Here is a 24800-nt window from a genome sequence, read left to right as displayed (position 1 = left end):
AGGGCCCGACCCGGCCCCGTCGACTGCCAACGCGGATACCCACCTCACGTCCAGGCGCCGACTTGTCTCGGCATGCGCAAAAGAGAACTGCTTCCAGATGGGAGGATCATGGTCTAAAAGCGTCTCCTCCCGCCGACTGAAAGGCTGACCATGGCACTGAGAGCCGACGACCTGATCGACCGCCGCCGTTTGCGGCGCAAGCTGACATTCTGGCGCGTCGTCGCCATAGGCATCATAGCCCTTGGGGTGATTGCGCTTTCAACCTGGTTCTATGGCGACGATTTCGGCGGCTCGACGGTCGACCATATTGCCAAGGTCAAGATCGAAGGCACGATCACCGAGGACGAGGAACTGATCAAGCGGCTGGAAACCATCCGTCTTTCATCGAAGGTGAAAGGCGTGATCCTGTCGATCGATTCGCCTGGCGGCACCACCGTTGGCGGTGAATCGATCTATGAAGAAGTGCGCAAGCTGGCCGCCGACAAGCCGGTGGTGGCGGAAGTCGGCACGCTCGCCGCATCGGCGGGCTATATGATCGCCAGTGCCGCAGATCACATCGTTGCCCGCAAGACCTCGATCGTCGGCTCGATCGGCGTGCTGATCCAGTATCCCGACGTCAGCGGCCTGATGGACAAACTCGGCGTCAAGCTGGAGGAGGTGAAATCCTCGCCGCTGAAAGCCGCGCCCTCTCCCTTCAAGCCGACCAATGACGACGAGCGCGCCATGGTTCGCAAGCTCATCCTCGACAGTTACAACTGGTTCGTCGACATCGTCGCCGAACGCCGCAAGATGAGCCGCGAACAAGCGCTGGTGCTTGCCGACGGCTCGATATTCACCGGTCGCCAGGGCGTTGCCAACGGGCTGATCGACGCCGTCGGCGGCGAGACCGTGGCGGTCGACTGGCTGGCGACCAAGGGCGTCGATGCCAAGCTCAAGGTCGTCGAGTGGAAGGATACCGAACGGCGCGGCGGCTTCCTGTTCTCGAAAGCGATGGCGCAAACGATCGGCAGTGCGCTCGGCCTGCCCGCCTACAGCAGCGACGTCATCCATGAACTCGGAGCCGACCGCTTGTTTCTTGACGGTCTCGTTTCCGTCTGGCACCCTTGAGAAGCCGTTTGGGGCAAGTGAAAAAAGCAAATAAAATCATCCTCATAATTTTGACCGCACTGCTTTCACGGGGACCCGTCTCATGATCAAGTCCGAACTTGTGCAGATTATTGCCACGCGCAATCCGCATCTTTTCCTGCGCGACGTCGAAAACATCGTCGGCGCGATCTTTGATGAAATCACCGACGCCCTTGCCGAAGGCAACCGGGTCGAGTTGCGTGGCTTCGGCGCTTTTTCGGTGAAAAATCGTCCCGCCCGCACCGGACGCAATCCGCGCACCGGCGAATCCGTCGAGGTCGAGGAGAAATGGGTGCCGTTCTTCAAGACCGGCAAGGAACTGCGTGAAAGGCTGAACGGCGGCAAGTAGGCGCGACGCCAGCGCCTGACGGCCTTTCGGACAGGCCAGCTTCCGACGGAAAACATCATGTTCAATCGCTTCATCCTTATCGCGATCTTCGTGCCCCTGGCGATCATCCTGATCGCACTCGCTGTCGCCAACCGCGAACTGGTCGCCTTCACGCTGGACCCGTTCAATCCCGGCAATCCGAAGCTGACCCTGACTTTGCCGCTGTTCATCTTCCTGTTCCTGGCGCTCGCCATCGGCATGATCGTCGGCAGTCTGGCTACGTGGGTCAAACAGGGTCGCTATCGCAAGCTGGCGCGCCAGCGCGGCGTCGAAGCCGAGAACCTGCGCCAGGCGGTCAGCCGTGCGCCGGCGGTATCACAAAGCCAGGCACCGGGGTCCGCCCAAGGGGCAGCATTGCCGAAGCCGACCGCTTGAGCCGCCAATCGGCGGTTTTGTCCTCACGGAGTTTTTCATGCTGACCATTTCGGCCGCAGAGGTCGACCGTGCGCTGACCTTTCCCGGACTGGTCGAGACGCTGCGCATGGCGTTTCGCGACGGTGCGGTGCAGCCGGTCAGGCATCATCATACGATCGAGCGGCCCGATGGTGCCGCCTCCACACTGCTTTTGATGCCGGCCTGGACCGATCTCAACGCGGCCGGCACGTCGGCCGGCGGTCACGTCGGCGTCAAGATCGTCACCGTGTCGCCCGACAACAATGCCATCGGCAAGCCCGCGGTGATGGGGCTCTATCTTCTGCTCAACGGCGCCACCGGCGAACCCGAGGCCCTGATCGACGGCCAGCGGCTGACACAATGGCGCACCGCCTGTGCTTCGGCGCTCGCGGCCTCCTATCTCGCCCGCGACGATGCCTCGCGGCTGCTTGTGGTCGGCGCCGGCGCGCTGTCGCCCTTCCTCGCCAAGGCACACTCGGCCGTGCGGCCCATCAAGACCATCCGCATCTGGAACCGCACCCCGGCCAATGCCGAGAAAGTCGCGGCCGATCTGTGCGCCCAGGGCTTCGCGGCCAGCGCGGCAAGCGATCTCGATACGGAGCTTGGGCAGGCCGACATCGTCTCCTCGGCGACGATCACGACCACGCCGTTGATCAAGGGCGCATTGTTGCGGCCGGGAACCCATGTCGACCTGGTCGGCGGCTTTACGCCGACGATGCGCGAGAGCGATGACGATGCGATCAGGCTTGCCCGCGTCTATGTCGACACCCGCGCCGGCGCCACCAAGGAAGCCGGCGACATTGTCCAACCGCTGACCTCCGGCGTGCTGAAACCGGAAGCCATCGTCGCCGATCTGCACGAATTGGCGCGCGGCCGGAAGAAGGGCCGCGAGAGCGCCGGTGAGATCACGCTGTTCAAGTCGGTAGGAGCGGCGCTCGAGGATCTTGCCGCCGGCATTGCCGTCTACAAGGCGCTCACGGCCTAGTTTACCGTTGCACCCATTTCGGCGCCCATCGCCTCGGCGATCACACGAAAATCGTGATCCCCGATTTCAAAAAGGCCAAAGCGAAGCTGATAACCCCATTTCGACTTGGCCACGGTGAAGTCCAGCCTGTCGAGCAGCGGCTTGATCGGCGCTTCCTCGGCCTTGGCCCATACCACATCGCGGCGGAACGGCGTGAATCCGGCGCCCATATCGCCCTGATAAGGCTCGCCTTCCCGCACGATGCCTATCGCCGTGAAAGCCTGCAGGCCGTCTTTCTCGCCCAAAACAGTGGTCGGCGAATAGTAGACGACGCCATCACCCGGCTTGACGCGACGCAGCGGTGCCGCCTTGCCGTGGTTGACCTGCATGAAGCCGGCTGTGCGACCACGCCGGACATGCTCGGCCGACGCCACCGCGATCCAATACGCGCTCATTTCTGTTCCCCATTGGCCTGTTCCCCGTCGGACAGCCAGTAGACGCGCAGGCGATGATTATCGGGATCGAGCGCGACAAAAGTGCGGCCGAAATCCATGTCGGTCGGCGTCTGCAGGATCTTCAGCCCGCGCCCGGACCAGTCGGCATGGGCGGCATCGACCGCATCGGGCGTATCCAGCGCAAACACGATTTCGGCGCCACCGCCTGACGTGGCGGCTGCCGGCTCCACCGTGTGGCGCGACCACAGGCCGAGCTTGAAGCCGGCATCGAGCACGAACAGCACGAAGGTCGGCGAACTTTCGACCGGCTCACGACCGAGCAGCGCGCTGTAGAAGGCACCGCTCTGCTGCGGCTGGTCGACATAGAGGATGACGAAATTCGGGGTGGCCATATCTGCTCTCCAAGGTTCGGTGTTTCGACTTGGCGAACATAAGATAGGCTACTGTCAGAATATGGCAGCAGTCATCGCGAACCACGCGGCTTGTCGAGCGTCGTCCGCCATTCCTTGAGCAGCGCCTGGCGACGACGCGGATAGCGCGTGTCCATTGCTTGGAGTTCGGCAATGCGATCGGCGCGAAAATGCCGGAAATCCTGCCGCATCTCGCACCACGCCACCACCACCCGCACCTTGTCGAAGAAGCCCAGCGCAAATGGCCAGACGACGCGCTGGGACGCGGCCCCGCCGGCATCGCGGTAGAGAAAGCCGAGCTTGCGCTCGTTGCGGATGGCCTGCCGCACCAGACCAAGGTCGATGCCCTCGGTGGCCGCGGCAGGAGGCCCGACCAGCAGTGTGCTCGCGTCAAGATCCTCGCGCAGATCGTCGGGCAGCACGGCTGCGATCTTGGCCAACGCGTTGGCGGCGGCGGCCGAGAGACGCTGGTCCGGCTGCCTGGCGACCCAGCGCGAGCCGAGCACAATGGCTTCGATCTCCTCGTCGCTGAACATCAGCGGCGGCAGCATGAAGCCGGGCTTGAGCACATAACCCAACCCCGCCTCACCCTCGATCGGCGCGCCCTGGCCCTGCAGCGTGGCGATATCGCGGTAGAGCGTGCGGATCGAAACGCCCGTCTCGTCGGCAAGCATGTGCCCGCTCACCGGCCGGCGATGCCGGCGCAGGCACTGTATGAGGTCGAGTAGGCGTTCGGAGCGGGACATCGAGCAGAGTTGCCTGTTTCTTTGACATTGGTCCATCGCCGGCAGACATAAACCGGAGAGGCCGACCTGTCGGACTTGGTTGCGAAGCCGGTTGCCCTATGTCAAAAGCGGCCACGCCGTTCGGAGTTGCCCCCGCTTGAAGTCTTTTCGCGACAAACGCCGCGACAACCGTCCACATCCATCCGCCAAGAGTGCGGCGGACGTGTCACGCCCGCGTCCCGGCCAGGCTCCTGCCAGACCGGAAGCGCCACCGCGCGAGCGCCATGAGGCGAAGACGGAAAATCGTTCCGAACCGAACTCGGCGCCGCGCATCCCGGCCCGCCGCGAAGGCGCTCTGCCCGCCGAACATCTTCCCGTGATCCTGGAAGTGGCGCCCAATGCCGATTATGCGCTGCTCGACAGCGGCACCGGCCAGAAGCTCGAACAATATGGCCCCTACCGGATCGTGCGGCCAGAGGGCCAGGCGATCTGGCAAAAGGCATTGCCGGCAAAGGAATGGGAGCGCGCCGACGCCGTCTTCACCGGAGACACCGACGAGGAGGGGATCGGCCGCTGGCGTTTCCCGAAGCTGCCGCTCGGCGAGACCTGGCCGATGAAGCATGACGGCATCGACTATCTCGGCCGTTTCACCTCGTTTCGTCATGTCGGCGTGTTTCCCGAGCAGGCCTCCCACTGGGACCACATGGCCGGGCTGATCGCGGCGGCGAAGCGGCCGGTCAAAGTTCTGAACCTGTTCGGCTATACCGGTCTCGCTTCCTTGGTGGCGGCTAGCGCCGGTGCCGAGGTCACCCATGTCGATGCCTCGAAGAAGGCGATCGGCTGGGCCCGCGAAAACCAGGAGATGGCCGGCCTCGGCAGCAAGCCGATCCGCTGGATCGTCGACGACGCGGTCAAATTCGCCGAGCGCGAGGAGCGCCGCGGCAGCCGCTACGACATCATCCTATTCGACCCGCCGGCCTATGGCCGTGGCCCCAAGGGCGAGGTCTGGCAATTGTTCGAGGACCTGCCCGATTTGACCGACCTCTGCCGGGCGATCCTGACGCCGAAGCCGCTTGCCGTGGTGCTGACCGCCTACTCGATCCGCGCCTCCTTCTTCGCCATCCATGCCCTGATGCGCGATACCTTTGCCGGCATGGGCGGCAAGGTTGAATCGGGTGAGCTGATCATCCGTGAAAAGTCCGCCGGCCGGGCGCTATCGACCTCATTGTTTTCGCGTTGGGTGGCTGAATGAACGAGCGGCATGCAGGCGCACCTGGCCAGGTGAAGGAGGTCACCAGCCTCGCCAATCCGCTGGTCAAGGACATCAAGGCGCTCGCTCAGAAGAAATTCCGCGACCAGCAGAACGCCTTCATGGCCGAGGGGTTGAAGCTGGTCATCGATGCGCTCGATCTCGGCTGGCAGATCAGGACATTGGTTTTCGCCAAGGCCGGGCGCGGCAACGCTGCCGTGGAGAAGGTGGCCGCACGCGCGGTTGCGGCAGGCGGCATGGTGCTCGAAGTGTCGGAGAAGGTGCTGGTCGCCATCACCCGTCGCGACAACCCGCAAATGGTGGTCGGCGTCTTTTCGCAAAAATTCCTCGCCTTGAAGGATGTCCGCGCTGACAATGGCGACGTCTGGGTGGCGCTCGACCGGGTGCGCGACCCCGGCAATCTCGGCACCGTCATCCGCACCGTCGATGCCGTCGGCGCCAAAGGCGTCATCCTGGTCGGCGATACCACTGATCCATTCTCCGTGGAGACGGTGCGTGCCACCATGGGTTCGATCTTTGCCGTGCCGGTGGCGAAGGCGACAACCGAGGCTTTCCTCGCCTGGCGAGGCGAGTTTTCAGGCCTCGTCGCCGGAACCCACCTGAAAGGCGCCGTCGACTACCGCTCGGTCGATTTTTCCCGCGGGCCCGTGCTGCTGATGATGGGCAACGAGCAGCAGGGACTGCCCGAAAGCCTGGCTGCGAGTTGCGACAGGCTGCTCAGGATTCCGCAAGCGGGCCGTGCCGATTCGCTCAATCTGGCCGTTGCCACCGGCATCATGCTGTTCGAGATCCGGCGCGGCGCGCTGAAGCTCGAGCCAATCCTGGACCAGCAATGAAGGTTGCCTGCCCGTGAGATCATGGTCTCCCTACGCATTGCTCGTCGTCGCGGCCATCGCGCTCGATCAGTGGATAAAATACCTGGTCGAGGCCGATCTGCCTTTTCAGGAGAAGGTTGATCTGCTGCCCTTCCTGGCGCTGTTTCGCACCTACAATACCGGCATCGCCTTCTCGATGTTCTCGTCCTTCGGCGACACCGGGCTGATCGTCATTTCGCTCGCCGTCGTTGCCTTCGTGCTGTTCCTGGCGACACGGATCGCGCCGTCCCAGATCCTTGCCCGCACCGGCTTTGCGCTGATCGTCGGCGGCGCGCTCGGCAATCTGATCGACCGCGCCGTCTACGGCCACGTCATCGACTATATCCTGTTCCACACGCCGGTCTGGTCCTTCGCCGTCTTCAACCTTGCCGACGCCTTCATTTCGGTTGGTGCGGCACTGGTCGTCTTCGACGAGTTGTTCGGCTGGCGGCGCGAACCCAAAGCCAGTCCTTCCAAGGATTGACCCCGTGCGGCCATCGCCGCACAGTTCATGTCGTCAAGATCGCGGAGAAAGACATGTCCGAAACCTTCAAAGCCATCCTCGTTTCGCGTGACGCCGAGAAAAAGCAGTCGGTCGCCGTGACCGATCTCACCGAGGCCGACCTGATGGAAGGCGATGTCACCGTCGCGGTCGAGGCAACGACGGTGAACTACAAGGATGGTTTGGCGATCACAGGCAAGGCGCCGGTGATCCGCCGCTGGCCGCTGGTGCCGGGCATCGATTTCGCCGGCACCGTCATTTCGTCCTCGCATCCCGACTGGCGCGCCGGAGACAAGGTCGTGCTGAATGGCTGGGGCGTCGGCGAAACCCATTTCGGTGCCTATGCAGGCCGTGCCCGCGTCAAGGGCGACTGGCTGGTGCCGCTGCCGCAAGGCATCAGCCCGCATGACGCGATGGCCGTCGGCACCGCAGGATATACCGCCATGCTCTGTGTCATGGCCCTGGAGCGGCACGGCATCCTGCCCGATCGCGGCCCGGTGGTGGTGACGGGGGCAGCCGGCGGTGTCGGCTCGGTCGCGGTCTCCATCCTGTCCAGCCTCGGCTACCATGTCATTGCTTCCACCGGCCGCAATGCCGAAAGCCCCTTTCTGATGGACCTTGGCGCCGCCGAGGTGATCTCGCGCGAGGAGCTTGCCCAGCCGGCCAAGCCGCTGGCCAAGGAGCGCTGGGCCGGCGGTATTGACGCTGTCGGCAGCCACACGCTGGCCAATGTGCTCTCGATGACCTCCTATGGCGGCGCGGTCGCCGCCTGCGGCCTGGCCGGCGGCATGGACCTGCCGGCCAGCGTCGCGCCCTTCATCCTGCGCGGTGTCTCATTGCTCGGCATCGATTCAGTGATGGCGCCGAAAGCAGTCCGCCTCGAGGCATGGCGCCGCATCGGCACCGACCTCGATCTGCAGAAGCTCGCCAGCCTGTCCAGCACCATCGGGTTCGACGGCATCGTCGATGCCGCGCGCGATATCGTCGAGGGCAAGATCCGCGGCCGCGTCGTCGTGGATATGTGACTCCGCCCAACCGCCGGAAGGGCGGATGCAATCGCCAGATCTGGTGGCAAACCCGCCGCGCCTCGGCAAAAAGCGCTCATCCGCTAAAATTGGAACGATCCGCCGCAATTTTCCATAAGCTCTGTCTGGCAAGAATTTCGCATGATCGCGCAATCCGGCAGCCAACAGGCGGACACTGGCGACGACGTCGATGCGGTGCTGCCGCCGGCGTCGACGCGGCGCTTCGTCGCCGCGCCGCCGCTGGTGCCCGAGCCGGAATTCTCCAGGCGCGAAGGCCTGTCCTTTCTGACATTCGTCGCCATCGTGGTGATGGCCGGGCTGGCGCACCTGACCGGGGCACCGATGTTCATCAGCGTTGCATTGCTAGCAACCGGCCTAGCCGGCCTTGCCATGCATCTGCGCGCCAGGCGGAGCGAACATCGCACCGCCGCCCTTCTTGACGAAACCACGGCCCGCAGCCGCGCCGAGATCGAGACGCTGGCCGACCGCATGTGGGAGATGCAGGAGAGCGATGAGCGCTTTCGTGGCCTGATCGACGCGCTTGGCGATCTCGTCATCCATCGCGACCGCGACGGCTACATCGTCTATGCCAACAAGGTCTTCGCCGATCTCGTCGAGATCGACCAGCGCGATCTTGCCGGCAAGACCCTGGCGGAACTCGGCATCGAGGTCGGCATGGTTCCCGATGCCGCCTTTTCCGACCATGAGTGCCTGAGTTCCACCGATGTCTCTATCAGCACGCCGAGCGGGCAGCGCTGGTTCTCCTGGATCGAACTGTCGGTGCGCGACAAGGACAGTGGCGCGGTTTCGCACCGCGCCATCGCCCGCGACATCACCGCCCGCAAACGCGCCGAGTCCTCGCTGATCACCGCACGCGAACGGGCCGAATATGCCAGCCAGGCCAAATCGCGTTTCCTCGCCACCGTCAGCCATGAAATCCGCACCCCGATGAACGGCATCATGGGCATGGCCAGGTTGCTCGCCGATACCAGCCTGTCGCCGGAGCAGCAGACCTATGTCGGCGCCGTCTCGACCTCAGCCAGCGCATTGCTTGCCCTGATCGAGGATCTTCTCGACTATTCCAAGATCGAAGCCGGACGTTTCGACCCGGAGCCGCAGCCGATGTCGGTGCGCGAGATCGCCGACAACATCATCGAATTGCTGGCGGCGCGCGCCTTCGCCAAGGATATCGGGCTGGGTTGTCATGTCGAACCCGACGTGCCGCAATTGATCACCGCCGATCCAGGCAAGGTCAGGCAGGTGCTTCTCAACCTCATCGGCAACGCCATCAAGTTCACCGACAGCGGCGGCGTGCTGGTGAGCATTGCACGCGCACGCACCGAAACCAGCGACCGCATATGCTTTACCATCGCCGATACCGGTCCAGGCCTGCGTGATGCCGACCTGGAGCGCATTTTCGAGGAATTCGAGCAGGCCGACGGCACGTCGACACGCACACATGGCGGGGCCGGCCTCGGCCTTGCCATCTCCAGGCGCCTGGTGGCCGCCATGGGTGGCACGATCTCGGTATCCAGCCGGCTCGGCCAGGGATCGGAATTCGTCTTCGAAGTCCCTGCGACAGCGGCCACCGAAGCGCCGCAGGGCCGCCAGAATGCTCTCTCGGGCAGACGCGTGGTGATCCTGTCGAAGAACGCCGTCGAGGCCGACGCCATCGCCCGCACCATCCGCGCCAATGGCGGCGCGGTCGACATCGCCACCACCGCCGCACAGGCCGCGCCTTTCGCCGCCGGCTGCGACGCGATCCTGGTCGATGCAGCGATGGAGGAAGGCGACGGAAGGCTGCTCAAGCGCCTGCGCCAGAGCGGTTTCTCCGACTGTGAGGCGATCACGCTGATCGCGCCGACAGATCGCGGCATGCTTGGCGAGTTCCGCGCTAGTGGCTACGCAACCTTCCTGGCCAGGCCGGTGCGCGGCGGAACACTTTTGCGTGTACTGTTGAGCAGCCATGCTCCGAGCCTCGGCCTGCCGCAGCCGGAAAAGCGCGGCGCGCCGACACTGCGCGCCGTCGGCAACCGCCAGCGCGGCCTGTCGGTGCTGATCGCCGAGGACAATGACATCAATGCCATGCTGGCCCGCGCCACGCTGCTGAAGGCCGGGCATCGCGTCAGGGTGGTCGGCAACGGCAAGGCCGCCGTCGAGGCTGTCACCGGCGCCGCGCACAAGGACCGCTTCGACGTGGTCTTGATGGATCTGCACATGCCGGTCATGGACGGGCTGGACGCGATTGCCGCCATCCGCCGCCATGAGGAAGAAAGTGCCGTGCGGCCGGTGCCGATCATGGTGCTGTCGGCCGACAGCCAGGAAAAGACCCGCCATGCGGTGTTGGCCCATGGCGCCAGCGGCTTTGTCACCAAGCCGCTCGACCCCGAGGCGCTGGTCAATGCCGTCGAGGGCCAGGTCGTCGCGGCCTGAGCTTTCCACCGCCCATTCCGCACCGGGCGATCACTTAAACGTAGCCGGTTGATCGTATTCGCCAGCCGACGAAGTATTGCCCACGACGTCGTATCACGGTACTGTCACAATCCTGTTGCACCTACACCGTATCCCCGTGCCAAGAGGGATGGCTCGAAGGAGAATCACTCGTGCATACAGTTATGCCGGAATGTGACACTCGGCCGAACGCCAGCAGCGCCTTGCGTGCCGGACGTAACGTCGATTCCGTCATAAAGGGCGCGGCACTGGGCCGTATAGGCAATCTTGAAGTGCGGCTCGCTCGCAACGAGGCCGAGATCGCGGCCGCGCAGGAAGTGCGCTACCGGGTGTTCTACGACGAACTTGGCGCCAGGAAGGACCTGTTCCAGGCCCATGACCGCCGTGACGCCGACCGGTTCGATCCACTCTGCGACCATCTGCTGGTTTTGGACACCACGCTTTCCGGTCCCGAACATCGCCGTATCGTCGGCACATATCGGCTTCTGCGGCAAGAAATCGCGGCCACGGCCGGCGGTTTCTATTCCGAAGGTGAATTCGAGCTGACCAAGCTCATTGCCCGTCACCCCGGCCAGCGTTTCCTTGAACTCGGCCGCTCCTGCGTTTTGCCGGAATACCGCTCGAAGCGCACCATCGAAGCGTTGTGGCAAGGCATCTGGGCTTACATCAACCATTACGAAATCGGTGTGATGACCGGTTGCGCTTCTTTTCACGGCACCGTGCCGGCGGCGCATGCCGAGGCGCTCACCTACCTCGCCCACCACTGCCGCACCAATTCGGCCTGGGACGTGCGCGCGGTGTCCGGGCGCTACTGCTCGATGGACCTGATGCCGATCGAGGCGGTCAATGCCAAGGCGGCGATCGCCGCGATGCCGCCTCTGGTCAAGGGCTATCTGCGTGTCGGCGCCCGCATCGGCGATGGCTGCGTCATCGATCGCGAATTCTCGACGGTCGATGTGTTCGTCGTGATGCCGGTCAAGGAGATCGGCGCACGCTACGTCAACTATTATGGCGGGGAAGCCCAGCGCTTCGCTGCGTGAGGCTAGCGAATAGAAAGTAGCGGGAGCTATCTCGTTCAACCCCTATTCGCTATTCGCTTCCTTTTCACAAAATATCTTCCGGCCGCCTGCCGGGCCGGCTCTTGTAGGACGGAAACGACCAGCCGAATTTGAGCGCGCCGCCACGCACAAGGAACGCCGCCGCAAAACCGGCAAGGTCCGAGGCGAGCGGCGGCAGTCCGGCAAGATCGCCAAGCGTGTAAAGGCCGGCACCTGCAAGGGCCGCCGTGACATAGATTTCGGGCCTGAGCAGCACCGATGGCTCGCCGGCAAGGAGATCGCGCAGAATGCCGCCGAAAGTGGCGGTGAGCACGCCGGTGATGACGGAGACGACCGGCGAACCGGTGATCGCAAGCCCCTTGGCCGCGCCCATCACCGAAAAAGCGGCGAGCCCGATGGCGTCGAGCCAGAGCAGCCATTTCCAGCGCGATTCGACACGATGCGCGCTGAAGAAGACCAGCACCGCAACCGCGGCGCAGACCAGCACATAGCCGGAGTTGGCGACCCAGAAAACCGGCAGGTTGAGGATGACGTCGCGAAGCGTGCCGCCACCTATCCCGGTGACGCTGGCCAGGAACAGGAAGCCGATAATGTCGAGCTGCTTGCGCGAAGCCGCAAGCGCTCCGGTCGCCGCGAAGACGGCGACACCGGCATAGTCGAGAAGCGCGATGGGGTTCATTGCAGGCCAGGGGAGTAAGGGAATAGGGCAGTAGGGCAGTATGTTTAGCACGAAGCCGCACGGAAGGTGCGATTGCCCTTTTCCCTACTGCCCTACTGCCCTACTCCCTTAACTATGCATCTTTCTCAGCCTGCTCGTTCACCGGCCCCGGCTCGACCGGCGCTTCAGCGGCGGCAAGCTTCGGACCGCCTTTGGCGACGCCGACCATGGCCGGGCGCAGCACGCGGTCGCCGATCGAATAGCCCGGCTGCACGACCTGGACCACGGTGTTGGCCGGAACGTCCGGATTGGGCACTTCGAACATCGCCTGGTGGAAATTGGGATCGAACTTCTCGCCTTCCGGCGCGAGCTTCTTGACCCCATGCCGTTCCAGCGCCGACAGCATGGCGCGCTCGGTGAGGTCGACGCCTTCGATCAGCGCCTTGAAGCCGGCGTCACCCGATGCCTTGGCCTCGGCGGGAATCGCATCCAGCGCGCGGCGCAGATTGTCCGACACCGAAAGCATGTCGCGGGCGAAATTCGCGACCGCGTAGGTGCGCGCATCGTGCACATCGCGCGCCGTGCGGCGACGCAGGTTTTCCATCTCGGCCGCCACGCGCAGCGCGCGGTCCTTCAGCTCTTCATTTTCCTTCAGCAGCCGGACAAGGGCTTCATAGTCGCCGTCGGTGCTGCCTTCCGTGCGCTCGGCTGCGGGCTCGGTCGCCTCGACTTCATCGGGCGCGCGTTCGTCTTTTGCCTGGTCGCTCATCGCCGTTTCCCGTCAATCTCGAATGATGTGGATTTTGTGCCCGATATCGATGTTTGGCAGCCAAAAATCAAGGGGTAAGCGATTATGGAAGCCACCGGCCAAGGCCGGACAATGACGGGCAAGACATTTCGATTTTAATTCAAATTTTACCTTAACTGCCGGCTTTGCTTGCCCCACAGGCAGGATGGGGAACCATTCCCTTGCTGGAGGAGTTTCGAAGCCGACACAGGATTTTAAGATGATGACCCGCAACACGGGCGAAAAGGCAGAAGGGCTGGCCATCGAGGTCAGGCGCCAGTTGGGTGCCGAGGCGGTGACCCGCTTTCTACGCACCTTGCCGGCCTTCCGCACCGAGGCCGACATTCCCGACCGGCTCCGAGAACTGCTCGACCGCCTCGATGGGGCGGAGCGCGGTGACATCGGCTGGCGCCGGCGTTAACGCAACAATCGATCTTGGCAGCAAACCTCCTATCGGCAATAGCCGGGGAGAGCCGAACCATCTAAGGATAGATGTGTTGTGGTTCAAAATGGAGGACGTAGTGCGCAAGGTTTCGATCACCTCATCGCTGATGGCGCTTGTCGGCCTCGGCGCCATCACCTTGGCGGCTTTTCCGGCACAAGCAGACAATCTGCAGCTGCAATTGGGCAAACATGGCCCGCGGCTGAAGCTCATGGAAGATTGCGACCCCGCCTATGACGATTGCGAAGGCCCCCGTCGCGACGACCGGCGTGACCGCCGTCAACGAGGCTGCACGGAGGACCGGGCCCTCGACAAGGCAGACCGAATGGGCATCCGCCGCGCAAGGATAGAGTCCGTCGGCCGCCGGGAGATCACAGTCCGCGGCAGACAGGGTGGCGACCGCGTGCGCGTGACTTTTGGCACCGAGCGCGGCTGTCCCATCCTCGATCGCGAATAGCGATCGACCCCAGCGGAAAACCGACGCTCAGAATCATCAGCAGGTCGAACCGGCGGTTGGCTGGCTCGACCGCCAGGCCACGCGACAATTACGCACAGTAATTTTGCGTGATGTCGCCTTGCGGCGGCGAGGCACCCCGCCTATGCTTCCTGATGAACATGATTTCCCCTGAGACGGTCGCCAACAGCAAGCGCGCCTGGCTGAAGATTCTCGCCCGCTACAAGAAGCCTGACAGGCGGCGCAGCACCGTCGAACTCGCCATCACTCTCATTCCATTCGCCATACTCTGGGGCCTGTCCTCGGCGGCCTATGCCTATGGCCATTGGTGGGGACTGATCCTCATCCTTCCCGCGGCCGGGTTTCTGGTGCGCATCTTCATGATCCAGCACGATTGCGGCCACGGCTCCTTCTTCGCCAATCGCTACGCGGACGACTGGATCGGCCGCGCGCTCGGCATCCTGACGCTGACACCCTACGATTGCTGGCGGCGCGCCCACGCGACCCACCACGCCAGCGCCGGCAATCTTGACGAACGCGGCATGGGCGACATCCGGACGCTGACCGTTGCAGAATACCGGCAGATGTCGTGGCGAGGCCGCCTTGCCTATCGTCTTTATCGCCACCCGCTGGTGATGTTCGGGCTCGGTCCGATCTGGCTGTTCATCTTCGAGCAAAGGCTGCCCGTCGGCATGATGCGCGGCGGCCTGACCCCTTGGGTGTCGTCGATGACCACCAATCTTGGCATCGCGGTCGCAGCAGCCATCCTCATTTGGTTCGTCGGTCCCGGCGCGTTCCTGGTGGTCCACCTGCCGATCGTCATCCTCGCCGGTTCGGCCGGCATCTGGCTGTTCTATGTCCAGCACCAGTTCGAGGAAACGGAATGGGCGAAGGATGTCGACTGGGAATTCCAGCACGCTGCCTTGCACGGATCGTCCTATTACGACCTCCCGCCGGTGCTGAACTGGTTCACCGGCAACATCGGTGTCCATCACGTCCATCACCTCTCCGCCAAGGTGCCGTGCTACCGGTTGCAGGAAGTGCTGCGGGATTATCCCGAGCTGCGCGACATCGGCCGTGTCACGCTGCTGGAAAGCCTGCGCTGCGTTAAACTGGCGTTGTGGGACGAGAACCGCCGCAAGCTGGTGTCGTTCCGCGAGGCACGAGCGGCGGCTTAAGCAATTCCAGCAGAGGTGTGAACGGTTTCCAGGGAAAGCACGTAACGTTTTCCCTGAGGCAATTGCATCAAACCAAGAAAAACAAAACGACCGCCAGTCTATAGGCACCGCGGCCTGGAGCTCCTATCAGGCAGCCCTGATCATGTCGGCGGCCTTTTCGGCGATTATGATGGTTGGCGCATTGGTGTTGCCACCAATCAGTGTCGGCATCACCGAGGCGTCCACGACACGCAAGGCTTCAAGCCCGCGCACCTTGAGTTGCGGATCGACCACCGCCATCTCGTCGACGCCCATCCGACAGGAGCCGACCGGGTGATAGACCGTGTCGGCGCGGGTACGGATATGGGTCATCAGATCGGCATCGCTCGGCTCGCCGGCGATGTGCATTTCCTTGTGCCGGTAGCGCGTCAGCGCCGGTGAAGCCAGCACCTGCCGGGTGATCCTCACGCCTTTCAACAGCAGCTCCGTATCGCGCTGGTCGCCGAGAAAGCGCGGATCGATGCGCGGCGCGGCAAGTGGATCGGCGCTGGCCAGCCCAACCTCGCCACGCGAGTGCGGGCCGCAATATGCAGACATGACAGGAGAAGCCGAAGCCGTAGTGCAGCGTGCGCGCATGGTTTTCGACCAGCCCGATGACGAATTGCAGCTGCAGGTCAGGGCGCTCAAGCGCCGGGTCGGATTTGACGAAAGCGCCGCTCTCGGCCGCCGGCGAGGCGATCAGCCCGGTCCCATCCCGCCGCCACTGCGCGATATGCCGTAGGAAACCCAACGCGCCGCGCGGGCTCATGCCAAGCATATCGGTGTCCTTCGATCTCCAGCCGACGATGAAATCGAGGTGGTCCTGCAGGTTCTTGCCGACGCCCGGCAATTCGTGGACGACGGGAACGCCATGCACGGCAAGTTCGGCCGCCGGGCCGATACCCGACAGCAACAGAAGCTGCGGCGAACCGAAGGCACCGCCACACAGGATCACCTCGCACGACGCCTGCGCCACTGCCTCGCCTTTGCGTGTCCGGTAGCGGATACCGGTGGCCCGCTTGCCGTCAAGGACGATGCGTGTGGCGTGCGCCCGCGTGATCACGGTCAGATTGGTCCGCTGCATCACCGGATGGAGATAGGCGGCGGCAGTCGAACAGCGCTCGCCATTACGGGCGCCACCGGCAAATTGGGTCACCTGGAAATAGCCGGCGCCCTCTTGTTCCGGTCCGTTGAAATCGTCCGAGGCGCGAATCTGGTTTTCGGCACAAGCCTCTATGAAGGCCTTGGCGATTGGCCTCGGCGAGCGCTGGTTCGACACTTTCAGCGGGCCGTCCCCGCCATGCAGGGCATCAGTGCCGCGCTCATTGCCTTCGGCGCGCCGGAAATAGGGCAGCACCTCATCCCACGACCAGCCCTCACAGCCCAGATCGGCCCATTCGTCATAGTCGCTGCGATGGCCTCTGACATAGAGCATCGCATTGATGGCGCTGGAGCCGCCCAGCGCCTTGCCGCGCGGCTGGTAGCCGTTGCGGCCGCCAAGACCTTGCTGCGGCACGGTTTCGAAGGCCCAGTTGTTGATCCTGGGCCGGCCGGAAAGCATACCGATAATGCCAGCCGGAGCGCGGATCAGCATATCCCTGCCCTCGCCGCCAGCTTCGATCAGGCAGACCGTTTTCGAGGGATCTTCCGAAAGCCGTGCGGCAAGCGCACAGCCGGCGGACCCACCGCCGGCTATGACATAGTCGTAACGCATGAAGACCCCTCCCCGATCATTCCGGATTTTCCATCCGGAAGCTCAAGAGAAGGCTTGAACAGGGGGCGTTGTAAAGACGCGCGGAATTACCGCAACGTCAGCTGCTGCGAACGCGCCGCCAGGAGTATTTCGGGCCTTTTGGTTCCGGCACGGCGGCTGGCTGGTAGTAGAGCCCCAATCCGCCGGTGCGGCCCTCCTCCAGACGCTTCAACAGCACGGGGTTCGATATCTCGAACTCGTCGAAGCCCAGGCGCAGCATATGCGGCAGTTGGTCGACCAGTACCTGGCCCGTGGCGCGAACGGCACCTTCGAAATGGTAGCGGCCGCGCAGCAGTTCTCCCTTGGAGAAGGAGCGGCCGTCGCTGAAGGCCGGAAAGGCCAGCGCCACCAGCGACAGCTGGTCGAGCAGGTCGGCAATCTTCTCGAGTGGATCACCCGGCTGCAGCAGGACGCCGAGCCGTTCCTTGGCCGAGCGGCGCACCTCCGGATCGAGATCGAGGAAGATTTGCAACGGCAGGATGAAGCGGCCGTTGCCGGACAGCGCATCGGCGCTTTCGGCATGCGTCCACTCATCCTCCTGAAAACCCGCAGGGGTCCAGAGCCGGGTTTCCGGTGTCGTCGGTCCAGTCATCAAAAAGTTCCTAAACAGTCAAACGAACCAAGGATGTGTTGAGATTCAGGTCAGGCTGCGCCGAAAATGGCGGCTTCCGAGAACCGGAGCGGAGCGTACTTGAAGTACGTGAGCACCGGAAGCGCAGGAAGCCGCCGTTTGCAGGCCAGCCTTACCTGAATATCAGCATATCCTAAAGGGATGCGTCGGTCAGCGACTTCTCCAGCCCCGACAGGTGAATGCCGCACTCGGTCTTGGCATGACCGGCCCAGCGGCCGCTGCGCGCGTCCTCGCCCGGCTGCACCGGCTGCGTGCACGGGAAGCAGCCGATCGACAGATAGCCATAAGCGACCAGCGGATTTTCGCGCAGCGCATGCGCGCGCATATAGTCGGCCTGGTCCGATGTCATCCAATGCGCCAGCGGATTGATGCGGATGCGCGGCCCGACCGCCTCGAACACCGGCAGCGCTGCCCGCGTCTCGGCCTGAAAACGCTTGCGGCCAGTGAGCCAGGCACGAAATGGCGCGACACCGCGCGCCAGCGGCTCCACCTTGCGCACGTCGCAGCAGGCATCGGTATCGCTTTGGTGCAGATTGCCCGTCGGATCGATCCGTTCGAGTGCTGCTTCCTCGGGTTTGATCACCCTTATGTTGGTCAGCCCGAAATCGGCGGCGAGCGCATCGCGATAGCCGAGCGTCTCCTCGAAATGCTTGCCGGTGTCGAGGAAGATGACCGGCAGCGTCCGGTCGATCTTGGCGATCATGTGCAGCAGCACAGCCGAATCCGCGCCGAACGACGACACCGCCGCGATCTCGTCGAGGAACAGTTCGCGGGCCGAGCGTTCGATGATCTCGAGCGGCTTCAGATGACCATAGAGCGCATCGAGCCCTGCCGCTTTGGCGGCGATGCCGTCATCGACGTCTCCAATACGGTCAAGCGGCCTTGGCTTCGCCAGCATAGAGCGCCTCCTTGAACGGCGCGGGACCGACTCGGCGGTAGGCGTCGATGAATTTCTCTTGTGGGTCGAGCCGAAGGCCGAGATAGGTCTCGACGATCTGTTCGATGGCGTCGGTGATCTCTTCCGAAGAGAAGCCGCGGCCGATGATCTCGCCGACCGAGGTGTTCTCGTCGGCCGAGCCGCCCAGCGTCACCTGATAGAGTTCGGAGCCCTTCTTCTCGACGCCGAGGATGCCGATGTGGCCGACATGGTGATGACCGCAGGCGTTGATGCAGCCGGAGATCTTCAGCTTCAGTTCGCCGATCTCGCGCTGCCGCTCAAGCGAGGCGAAGCGGCGCGAGATTTCCTGCGCGATCGGGATCGAGCGCGCCGTGGCCAGCGCGCAGTAGTCGAGGCCCGGGCAAGCGATGATGTCCGATATCAGGTTGGAATTGGCCGTCGCCAGGCCGATGCCGACCAGCGCATCATAGACCGCCTTGAGGTCGGCGCGGGCCACATGCGGCAGGATCAGGTTCTGCTCATGGCTGACACGCAGCTCGTCAAAGCCATATGTCTCGGCGATGTCGGCAATTGCGTCCATCTGGCTGTCCGAGGCGTCGCCAGGCACCTCGCCGATGCCCTTCAGCGAGATCGTCACAGCCGCATAATCGGGATGGCGGTGCGTCACGACATTCTGGTCGAGCCACTCCGAGAACCCCTTGGAATCGAGCCGCGCCAGCTTGACCGCCTGGTCGCCTTCCGGCCGCTCAGCGAGTGCCGGTGGCGCGAAATAGGCCTCGATGGCGCGGATATCGGCTTCCGGCAGCTTCAGCTGGGCGTCTTTCAACTCTTGCCACTCGGCCTCGATTTGGCGGGTGATCTCCTCGACGCCGGTCTCATGGACGAGGATCTTAATGCGCGCCTTGTACTTGTTGTCGCGGCGGCCATAGAGGTTGTAAACGCGCAGGATCGCCGTGCAGTAGGACAAAAGGTCGGCTTCCGGCAGGAAGTCGCGGATCTTGCGGGCAACCATTGGCGTGCGGCCCTGGCCGCCGCCGATATAGACGGCGAAACCGAGTTCGCCGGCGGCGTTCTTCTTCAGGTGCAGGCCGATGTCGTGGGTCTGGATGGCGGCGCGGTCGCGCTCGGCCCCCGTCACCGCGATCTTGAACTTGCGTGGCAGGAACGAGAATTCCGGATGCACCGACGACCACTGGCGCAGGATTTCCGCGTAGGGACGCGGATCGGCGACCTCGTCGGCGGCAGCGCCGGCGAAGTGGTCGGCGGTGACGTTGCGAATGCAATTGCCGCTGGTCTGGATGGCGTGCATCTCCACGCTTGCGAGATCGGCCAGGATCGCCGGAATGTCCGACAGCGCCGGCCAGTTGAACTGGATGTTCTGGCGCGTGGTGAAATGGCCGTAGCCCTTGTCGTATTTGCGGGCGATGTGGCCGAGCATGCGCAGCTGCTTGCCGTTCAGCGTGCCATAGGGTACCGCGATGCGCAGCATGTAGGCATGCAGCTGCAGATAGACGCCGTTCATCAGCCTCAATGGCCGGAACTGGTCCTCGGTGATCTCGCCGGCAAGACGGCGCTGCACCTGGTCGCTGAACTCGGCGACGCGGGCCTGGACAAAATCGTGGTCGAACTCATCGTAACGGTACATGCTTGGTCTTTCGGGGCGCGTCCGCCCATGCCTGGTGTCTTGGTTATGCTGCCCGCGCAGCCTGCTTGCCGAGATCGTTGCGGATGGTCGGGCCGGCGGCGCGGATCTTCTCGCGCAGCCGCACCGGTTGGACGACGCCGTTGACGACTTCGGCGTCGATCAAATTGACGTCGACCACTTCGTTGGCGGCATAGGCCTTGGCGCCGATCGCCTCGAGCCTGTCATCGGCTGCCTTGTCATGGGCGAGGTCGGCATGATCCACCGTCTCGGCCCAGCCGCCATCGGCGTACCATACGGCGATGCCGTCGGTGAGGCGGTTGGCGGTCAGTATCTTCATTGCTGAACTCCTTCGGCGACCGAACTGGACGCGCCTTCATGCCTGTGTGCCGCCAGCGGCTCGGACCGTTCAAAGTTGGCGCCGGCGACCGCATCGCCGATGATGGTCATGACCGGACCGGAAAGATCGGCGCGCGCTTCCAGCGACGGCAGGTCGGCAAGCGTGCCGTGGAAGCGCCGCCGGTTGGCGAGGCTGGCATTCTCGACCACGGCCACCGCAGTGTCCGGCGACAGGCCGGCCTCGATCAGCCGTCCGGCAACCTCGGCCGCCACCGAGCGGCCCATATAGACGGCGACGGTAGCGCCGGAAATCGCGAGCTTGGCCCAGTCGGGCAGCGAATTGCCCTTGAGGTCGTGGCCGGTGGTGAACACCATCGACGAGGAGACACCGCGCAAGGTCAGCGGCAGTTCGAAATCGGCGGCGGCGGCGAAGGCCGCGGTGACGCCCGGAACCACCTCATAGGCGATGCCGGCGTCGCGAAGTGCCGCCATCTCTTCGCCGGCCCGGCCGAACACCAGCGGATCGCCCGACTTCAGCCGCACGACACGCTTGCCTTCACGGCCAAGCTCGACCAGCAGCGCATTGATCTCAGCCTGGCTCTTGGTGTGGCAGCCCTTGCGCTTTCCGACCGGCAGGCGCTCGGCATCGCGGCGACCCATGGCAACGACCGCCTCGGGCACAAGGGCGTCATGGACGATGACATCGGCTTCCATCAGCAGACGATGGGCTCGCAAGGTCAATAGATCCTCGGCGCCCGGACCGGCGCCAACCAGCGCGATGTGACCGCAAGCGGGCGTGTTCGACAGCAGAAGATCGACGGCGGCGTCATGCGCCTGCGAAAGCTGGCCGGCTTCAGCCGCGCGCGCAGGAGCGCCAGCGAAGAAATCATTCCAGAAGCGGCGGCGGGCATTGCCTCTCGGCAGCAGCTTCTCGGCAGCCCCGCGAAACGAAGCCGCAAGAATTGCCAGCGGCCCGAGCGACGGCGACAGCATGCGGTCGATGCGGCCGCGCAACATCTGGGCAAGCACCGGGCCTGCACCCTCGGTGCCGATGGCGATGGCCACCGGCGCACGGTTGACCAGCGCCGGGGTGAAGAAATCGCAAAGCTCAGGCCGATCGACGGCATTGACCGGAATGCCTAGGCGGCGCGCATCCGCGGCCACCCGGCGGTCGAGTTCCTCGTCGCCGCTGGCGGCAAACACCATGACCGCGCCTTCGAGCTGCGACGCCTCGTAAGCCGCGGCAAAATGAGTCGCGCCGGCCTGGGCGACGAAGGCGAGCAGGTCGGGCTCGGCGTGTTCCGCGACGATCCGCAGGAGCGCGCTCGACTGTCCGATCAGCCGCGCCTTGGCCAGCGCCTCTTCGCCGCCCCCGACGATGGCCACAGCTTCGCCCTCAACCCGCATGAACACGGGGAAGGCGTTGAGCTTGGGAGCAGTGTGCGACATGGACGCGAGCGGAATCCTCAATGAGCTTGCAGTTCTACGCGCGAGCGCGAGAAACCAGAAGGAACGCACTCGCGCATCCCTTATCGGGATGCAATTGCTTTTCTGAAAGCATCCCGGCCAAGAGAAAAATATTTCTCATTTACAGATAGAGCGGATTCAAGCTTCTGTCGCAGGCCTTGATTTGTGGCTCTTTTAGCGCCCGGCGAGAAAAGCCGCAAAACTGTTTTTTCTAAATTCTACCAAGTTAGTAGATTAAAGTCGCGACCTCGGGATAGCCAGAATGTCCAACGCCGACGTGGCTGCCGACTGGAACATTACCGGCTCGAGGTGCGTTCTCAAAAGGCCCGTCATGTCGGATCGAAATCCGGCTGCGGAATGCCAACTAAAGTCGCCACGCGGCTAAAAAGGAGCCCTGTCATCATGAACACAATCATACTCAAGCACGGTATCTGGGTGATCGTGGCCGATGGCGAGAAGGCGCTTTTCCTCAGGAACGCCGGTGACAACAAATATCCGAATCTCGAGGTGGTGCAGGAAATGCAGCAGGACAACCCGCCCACCCGCGAGCAAGGCAGTGACAGCCCCGGCCGATACAGTGATGGTCCCTCCGTACACCGCAGCGCAGTCGAGGATACGGACTGGCACCGCATCGGCAAGGAGCGTTTTGCCGATGAAATCGCCGCCCGGCTCTACAAGCTCGCGCATGACGGCGAGTTCAGCGAGATCGTGCTCGTCGCGCCGCCGGTGGTGCTTGGGACAATGCGCAAAAAGCTGCACAAGGAGGTCGGGGACAAGGTGACCGCCGAAATTCCCAAGACATTGACCAACCATGCCATACCGGAAATCGAGGCCTTGCTGCGGGCAGCCTGATCATCGATCGGCCCTGACGAATCGAGACGAATAGCTCCGCACAAATTCCGATCCGGCCGGCAGCTTTCTCAGCTGCCGGTCAAATTTTCGCGGCAGCGCCGTCGATTTCACGGCTTTGCGGGTTGCATCGCCGACATACCATCCACCATATTGCAAACAGGCGGCGGCCTTGGGCGGCGCTCATCCAACATCGCTGACTTGAAAGGCGCTCCATAGACAATGCCGCATGACACGCCCCTTATCGCCACCATCGTCGCCGGTCTGGGGCTGGCTTTCGTCTTCGGGGCTCTCGCCAACCGCTTCCGCATTCCGCCCCTGGTCGGTTATCTCATAGCCGGCGTGCTGGTCGGGCCGAACACGCCCGGCTTCGTCGCCGATGCCGGGCTTGCCAACGAACTGGCCGAAATCGGCGTCATCTTGCTGATGTTCGGCGTCGGGCTGCACTTCTCGCTCAAGGATCTGCTGTCGGTGCGTGCCATCGCCGTGCCGGGCGCCATCGTCCAGATCGGCTTTGCCACCGCGCTTGGCGCTGGTCTTGCCTGGATGCTCGGCTGGTCGATGGGCGCGGGGCTGGTGTTCGGCCTGGCGTTGTCGGTCGCCTCGACCGTGGTGCTGCTGCGTGCCCTGCAGGAACGGCGGATGATCGAGACCGAGCGCGGCCGCATCGCCGTCGGCTGGCTGATCGTCGAGGATCTGGCCATGGTGCTGGCGCTGGTGCTGCTGCCGGCGCTCGCTGGCGTGCTCGGCGGCCAGGAGCAGGCCGACGCCCATGCCAGCGGCCTGCTGTCGCTGCCGGCCAGCTACGGCATCTGGGGCGTCGTCGGCATCACACTGGCCAAGGTCACCGCTTTCGTCATCGTCATGCTGGTGGTCGGCCGCCGGGTCATTCCCTGGATCCTGCACTATGTCGCCCATACCGGTTCGCGCGAACTGTTCCGGCTGGCGGTTCTGGCCATCGCGCTCGGCGTCGCCTTCGGTGCGGCCAAACTGTTCGGTGTCTCGCTGGCGCTGGGCGCCTTCTTCGCCGGCATGATCATGAGCGAATCCGAACTCAGCCACCGCGCGGCGGAAGAATCGCTGCCGCTGCGCGATGCCTTCTCCGTGCTGTTCTTCGTCTCGGTCGGCATGCTGTTCGACCCGTTCAGCCTGATCAGCAATGGTTGGCCGATCCTGGCGACGCTCGCCATCATCGTCATCGGCAAATCACTGGCCGCGTTCGCCATCGTTGTTGCCTTCGGCTATCCCATCGCCACGGCGCTGATAATCTCGGCAAGCCTCGCCCAGATCGGCGAGTTCTCCTTCATCCTGGCTGAACTCGGCGTCGGGCTGAAGCTGCTGCCGGAACAGGGCCGCGACCTCATTCTGGCCGGTGCGATCCTGTCGATCGTCCTCAACCCGCTGATGTTCCTGGCCATCGACTGGATGAAGCCGTGGCTGGAACGGCGCGCCGCCAGGACGGCACCACCGGTCGAGGCAAAACCGGTTGGTCCGGCGACGGAGCCGGGCCAGGTGGCCTCTGTCGCGGCAGCGGCGAAAAAGGAGGACGGGCCGCCGCCAAAGACGACACTCACCGGCCATGCCATCCTGATCGGCTACGGCCGTGTCGGTGGCCTGGTCGGCTCGGCCCTGAAAGGCGCGGCAATGCCCTTCCTGGTCATCGAGGACGCCGACAAGACGCTGGCGAAGCTGAAAGCGGACAGCGTCGAGACCGTCGCCGGCAATGCGGCCAATGCCGAAGTGTTCGCCGCCGCCAATCCCGAGGGCGCCAGCCGGCTGATCCTTGCGATCCCCAATGCCTTCGAAGCCGGCCAGATCGTGCTCCGCGCCCGCGCCGCCAATCCCGCTATCAACGTCATCGCCCGTGCCCATTCCGATGCCGAGGTCGAACATCTCAAGGGTTTGGGCGCCGATACGGTGATCATGGGCGAGCGCGAGATTGCGCGCGGGATTGTGGAAGAAGTTCTCGGTTCCAAACCGGAGTTGAGGCGCGAAACCGCCGAGCCGTCGGTGGCCTGAGTCCCAAAGCCCAAGCTGCACTCTCGCACGCTGGCAACGTGATCG

25 protein-coding genes and 1 pseudogene are annotated in these 24800 nt (G+C 63.8%); 15 read left to right on the top strand and 11 right to left on the bottom strand.

Features of this window, described 5'->3' with window-relative positions:
- The first annotated feature begins 150 nt into the window (after positions 1-150).
- From sppA to LB559_RS25475, 4 genes are all read left to right on the top strand, one after another.
- Positions 151-1107 (top strand): signal peptide peptidase SppA, encoded by a 957-nt coding sequence (gene sppA, locus LB559_RS25490; protein ID WP_224675252.1) that lies wholly within the window; start codon positions 151-153, stop codon positions 1105-1107.
- A gap of 82 nt (positions 1108-1189) precedes the next feature.
- The gene (locus LB559_RS25485) at positions 1190-1474 is read left to right on the top strand and encodes an integration host factor subunit beta (RefSeq protein ID WP_006200394.1); all 285 of its coding nucleotides are present in this window, start codon (positions 1190-1192) and stop codon (positions 1472-1474) included.
- A 57-nt stretch (positions 1475-1531) separates the two neighbouring features.
- Entirely contained in the window at positions 1532-1888 is a 357-nt protein-coding gene (locus tag LB559_RS25480) for a DUF1049 domain-containing protein (protein ID WP_024502826.1), read from the top strand.
- A gap of 37 nt (positions 1889-1925) precedes the next feature.
- A complete protein-coding gene (locus tag LB559_RS25475; RefSeq protein WP_224675251.1) occupies positions 1926-2891 on the top strand; it encodes an ornithine cyclodeaminase family protein in 966 nt (321 codons plus the stop codon).
- On the opposite strand, the gene LB559_RS25470 is transcribed toward LB559_RS25475, so the two are convergent.
- The 3 genes from LB559_RS25470 to LB559_RS25460 form a co-directional block, all read right to left on the bottom strand.
- Positions 2888-3325 (bottom strand): EVE domain-containing protein, encoded by a 438-nt coding sequence (locus LB559_RS25470; RefSeq protein WP_224675250.1) that lies wholly within the window; start codon positions 3323-3325, stop codon positions 2888-2890. The genes LB559_RS25475 and LB559_RS25470 overlap by 4 nt on opposite strands.
- Positions 3322-3717, bottom strand: a complete 396-nt coding sequence (locus LB559_RS25465; RefSeq protein WP_013529579.1) for a VOC family protein — start codon at positions 3715-3717, stop codon at positions 3322-3324. The genes LB559_RS25470 and LB559_RS25465 overlap by 4 nt, the downstream gene beginning before the upstream one ends.
- 71 nt (positions 3718-3788) lie before the next feature.
- Entirely contained in the window at positions 3789-4481 is a 693-nt protein-coding gene (locus tag LB559_RS25460; RefSeq protein ID WP_013529578.1) for a helix-turn-helix transcriptional regulator, read from the bottom strand.
- 136 nt (positions 4482-4617) lie between these two features.
- Here LB559_RS25460 and LB559_RS25455 point away from each other — a divergent pair, with 136 nt between their 5' ends.
- The 6 genes from LB559_RS25455 to LB559_RS25430 all read left to right on the top strand — a co-directional run bounded on the left by LB559_RS25455 (position 4618) and on the right by LB559_RS25430 (position 11602).
- Positions 4618-5712 carry a class I SAM-dependent rRNA methyltransferase gene (locus tag LB559_RS25455; RefSeq protein WP_224675249.1) on the top strand — a complete coding sequence of 365 codons (1095 nt, stop codon included), beginning with the start codon at positions 4618-4620 and terminating at the stop codon, positions 5710-5712.
- On the top strand, positions 5709-6566 hold the full coding sequence (locus LB559_RS25450) for a TrmH family RNA methyltransferase (protein ID WP_224675248.1): 858 nt from the start codon (positions 5709-5711) through the stop codon (positions 6564-6566). Before LB559_RS25455 ends, LB559_RS25450 begins: the two co-directional genes overlap by 4 nt.
- A gap of 13 nt (positions 6567-6579) precedes the next feature.
- Entirely contained in the window at positions 6580-7068 is a 489-nt protein-coding gene (lspA, locus tag LB559_RS25445; RefSeq protein ID WP_063169013.1) for a signal peptidase II, read from the top strand.
- Between the two features lie 53 nt (positions 7069-7121).
- The gene (locus LB559_RS25440; RefSeq protein ID WP_024502831.1) at positions 7122-8111 is read left to right on the top strand and encodes an MDR family oxidoreductase; all 990 of its coding nucleotides are present in this window, start codon (positions 7122-7124) and stop codon (positions 8109-8111) included.
- Between the two features lie 141 nt (positions 8112-8252).
- Positions 8253-10544 (top strand): PAS domain-containing hybrid sensor histidine kinase/response regulator, encoded by a 2292-nt coding sequence (locus tag LB559_RS25435; RefSeq protein ID WP_224675247.1) that lies wholly within the window; start codon positions 8253-8255, stop codon positions 10542-10544.
- A 182-nt stretch (positions 10545-10726) separates the two neighbouring features.
- Entirely contained in the window at positions 10727-11602 is an 876-nt protein-coding gene (locus LB559_RS25430; protein ID WP_224675316.1) for a GNAT family N-acetyltransferase, read from the top strand.
- A 64-nt stretch (positions 11603-11666) separates the two neighbouring features.
- On the opposite strand, the gene LB559_RS25425 is transcribed toward LB559_RS25430, so the two are convergent.
- Positions 11667-12299: a trimeric intracellular cation channel family protein gene (locus tag LB559_RS25425; RefSeq protein WP_013529571.1), complete on the bottom strand. Its 633-nt coding sequence runs from the start codon at positions 12297-12299 to the stop codon at positions 11667-11669.
- A gap of 112 nt (positions 12300-12411) precedes the next feature.
- Positions 12412-13047 (bottom strand): nucleotide exchange factor GrpE, encoded by a 636-nt coding sequence (gene grpE / locus LB559_RS25420; protein WP_013529570.1) that lies wholly within the window; start codon positions 13045-13047, stop codon positions 12412-12414.
- A 238-nt stretch (positions 13048-13285) separates the two neighbouring features.
- Between grpE and LB559_RS25415 the strand changes: the two genes are divergently transcribed.
- The 3 genes from LB559_RS25415 to LB559_RS25405 all read left to right on the top strand — a co-directional run bounded on the left by LB559_RS25415 (position 13286) and on the right by LB559_RS25405 (position 15139).
- On the top strand, positions 13286-13486 hold the full coding sequence (locus tag LB559_RS25415) for a hypothetical protein (protein WP_013529569.1): 201 nt from the start codon (positions 13286-13288) through the stop codon (positions 13484-13486).
- Positions 13461-13964 carry a hypothetical protein gene (locus LB559_RS25410; protein ID WP_318014183.1) on the top strand — a complete coding sequence of 168 codons (504 nt, stop codon included), beginning with the start codon at positions 13461-13463 and terminating at the stop codon, positions 13962-13964. The genes LB559_RS25415 and LB559_RS25410 overlap by 26 nt, the downstream gene beginning before the upstream one ends.
- A gap of 152 nt (positions 13965-14116) precedes the next feature.
- A complete protein-coding gene (locus tag LB559_RS25405) occupies positions 14117-15139 on the top strand; it encodes a fatty acid desaturase (RefSeq protein ID WP_013529567.1) in 1023 nt (340 codons plus the stop codon).
- Between the two features lie 126 nt (positions 15140-15265).
- Here the strand turns inward: LB559_RS25405 and LB559_RS25400 are convergent.
- The 6 genes and pseudogenes from LB559_RS25400 to cysG form a co-directional block, all read right to left on the bottom strand.
- Positions 15266-16871: pseudogene (locus LB559_RS25400) on the bottom strand (GMC family oxidoreductase).
- Between the two features lie 97 nt (positions 16872-16968).
- Entirely contained in the window at positions 16969-17502 is a 534-nt protein-coding gene (locus tag LB559_RS25395; protein WP_224675246.1) for a DUF934 domain-containing protein, read from the bottom strand.
- A gap of 172 nt (positions 17503-17674) precedes the next feature.
- A complete protein-coding gene (locus tag LB559_RS25390) occupies positions 17675-18439 on the bottom strand; it encodes a phosphoadenylyl-sulfate reductase (RefSeq protein ID WP_224675245.1) in 765 nt (254 codons plus the stop codon).
- Complete coding sequence (locus tag LB559_RS25385) at positions 18414-20084, bottom strand: nitrite/sulfite reductase (RefSeq protein WP_013529563.1); 1671 nt, start codon at positions 20082-20084, stop codon at positions 18414-18416. The genes LB559_RS25390 and LB559_RS25385 overlap by 26 nt, the downstream gene beginning before the upstream one ends.
- A gap of 43 nt (positions 20085-20127) precedes the next feature.
- Positions 20128-20421, bottom strand: a complete 294-nt coding sequence (locus tag LB559_RS25380; RefSeq protein ID WP_013529562.1) for a DUF2849 domain-containing protein — start codon at positions 20419-20421, stop codon at positions 20128-20130.
- The gene (gene cysG, locus LB559_RS25375) at positions 20418-21869 is read right to left on the bottom strand and encodes a siroheme synthase CysG (protein ID WP_024502841.1); all 1452 of its coding nucleotides are present in this window, start codon (positions 21867-21869) and stop codon (positions 20418-20420) included. Before cysG ends, LB559_RS25380 begins: the two co-directional genes overlap by 4 nt.
- A 420-nt stretch (positions 21870-22289) precedes the next feature.
- Here cysG and LB559_RS25370 point away from each other — a divergent pair, with 420 nt between their 5' ends.
- A complete protein-coding gene (locus LB559_RS25370; protein ID WP_013529560.1) occupies positions 22290-22739 on the top strand; it encodes a host attachment protein in 450 nt (149 codons plus the stop codon).
- Positions 22740-22958: 219 nt separating this feature from the next.
- On the top strand, positions 22959-24755 hold the full coding sequence (gene ybaL, locus LB559_RS25365) for a YbaL family putative K(+) efflux transporter (protein ID WP_024502843.1): 1797 nt from the start codon (positions 22959-22961) through the stop codon (positions 24753-24755).
- Positions 24756-24800: the final 45 nt, after the last annotated feature.

Source organism: Mesorhizobium sp. BR1-1-3 (assembly GCF_020165455.1).
Lineage (GTDB): Bacteria > Pseudomonadota > Alphaproteobacteria > Rhizobiales > Rhizobiaceae > Mesorhizobium > Mesorhizobium ciceri.
The sequence above is the reverse complement of the archived record's forward strand: the minus strand, read 5'-3'. Positions and strand labels throughout refer to the sequence as shown.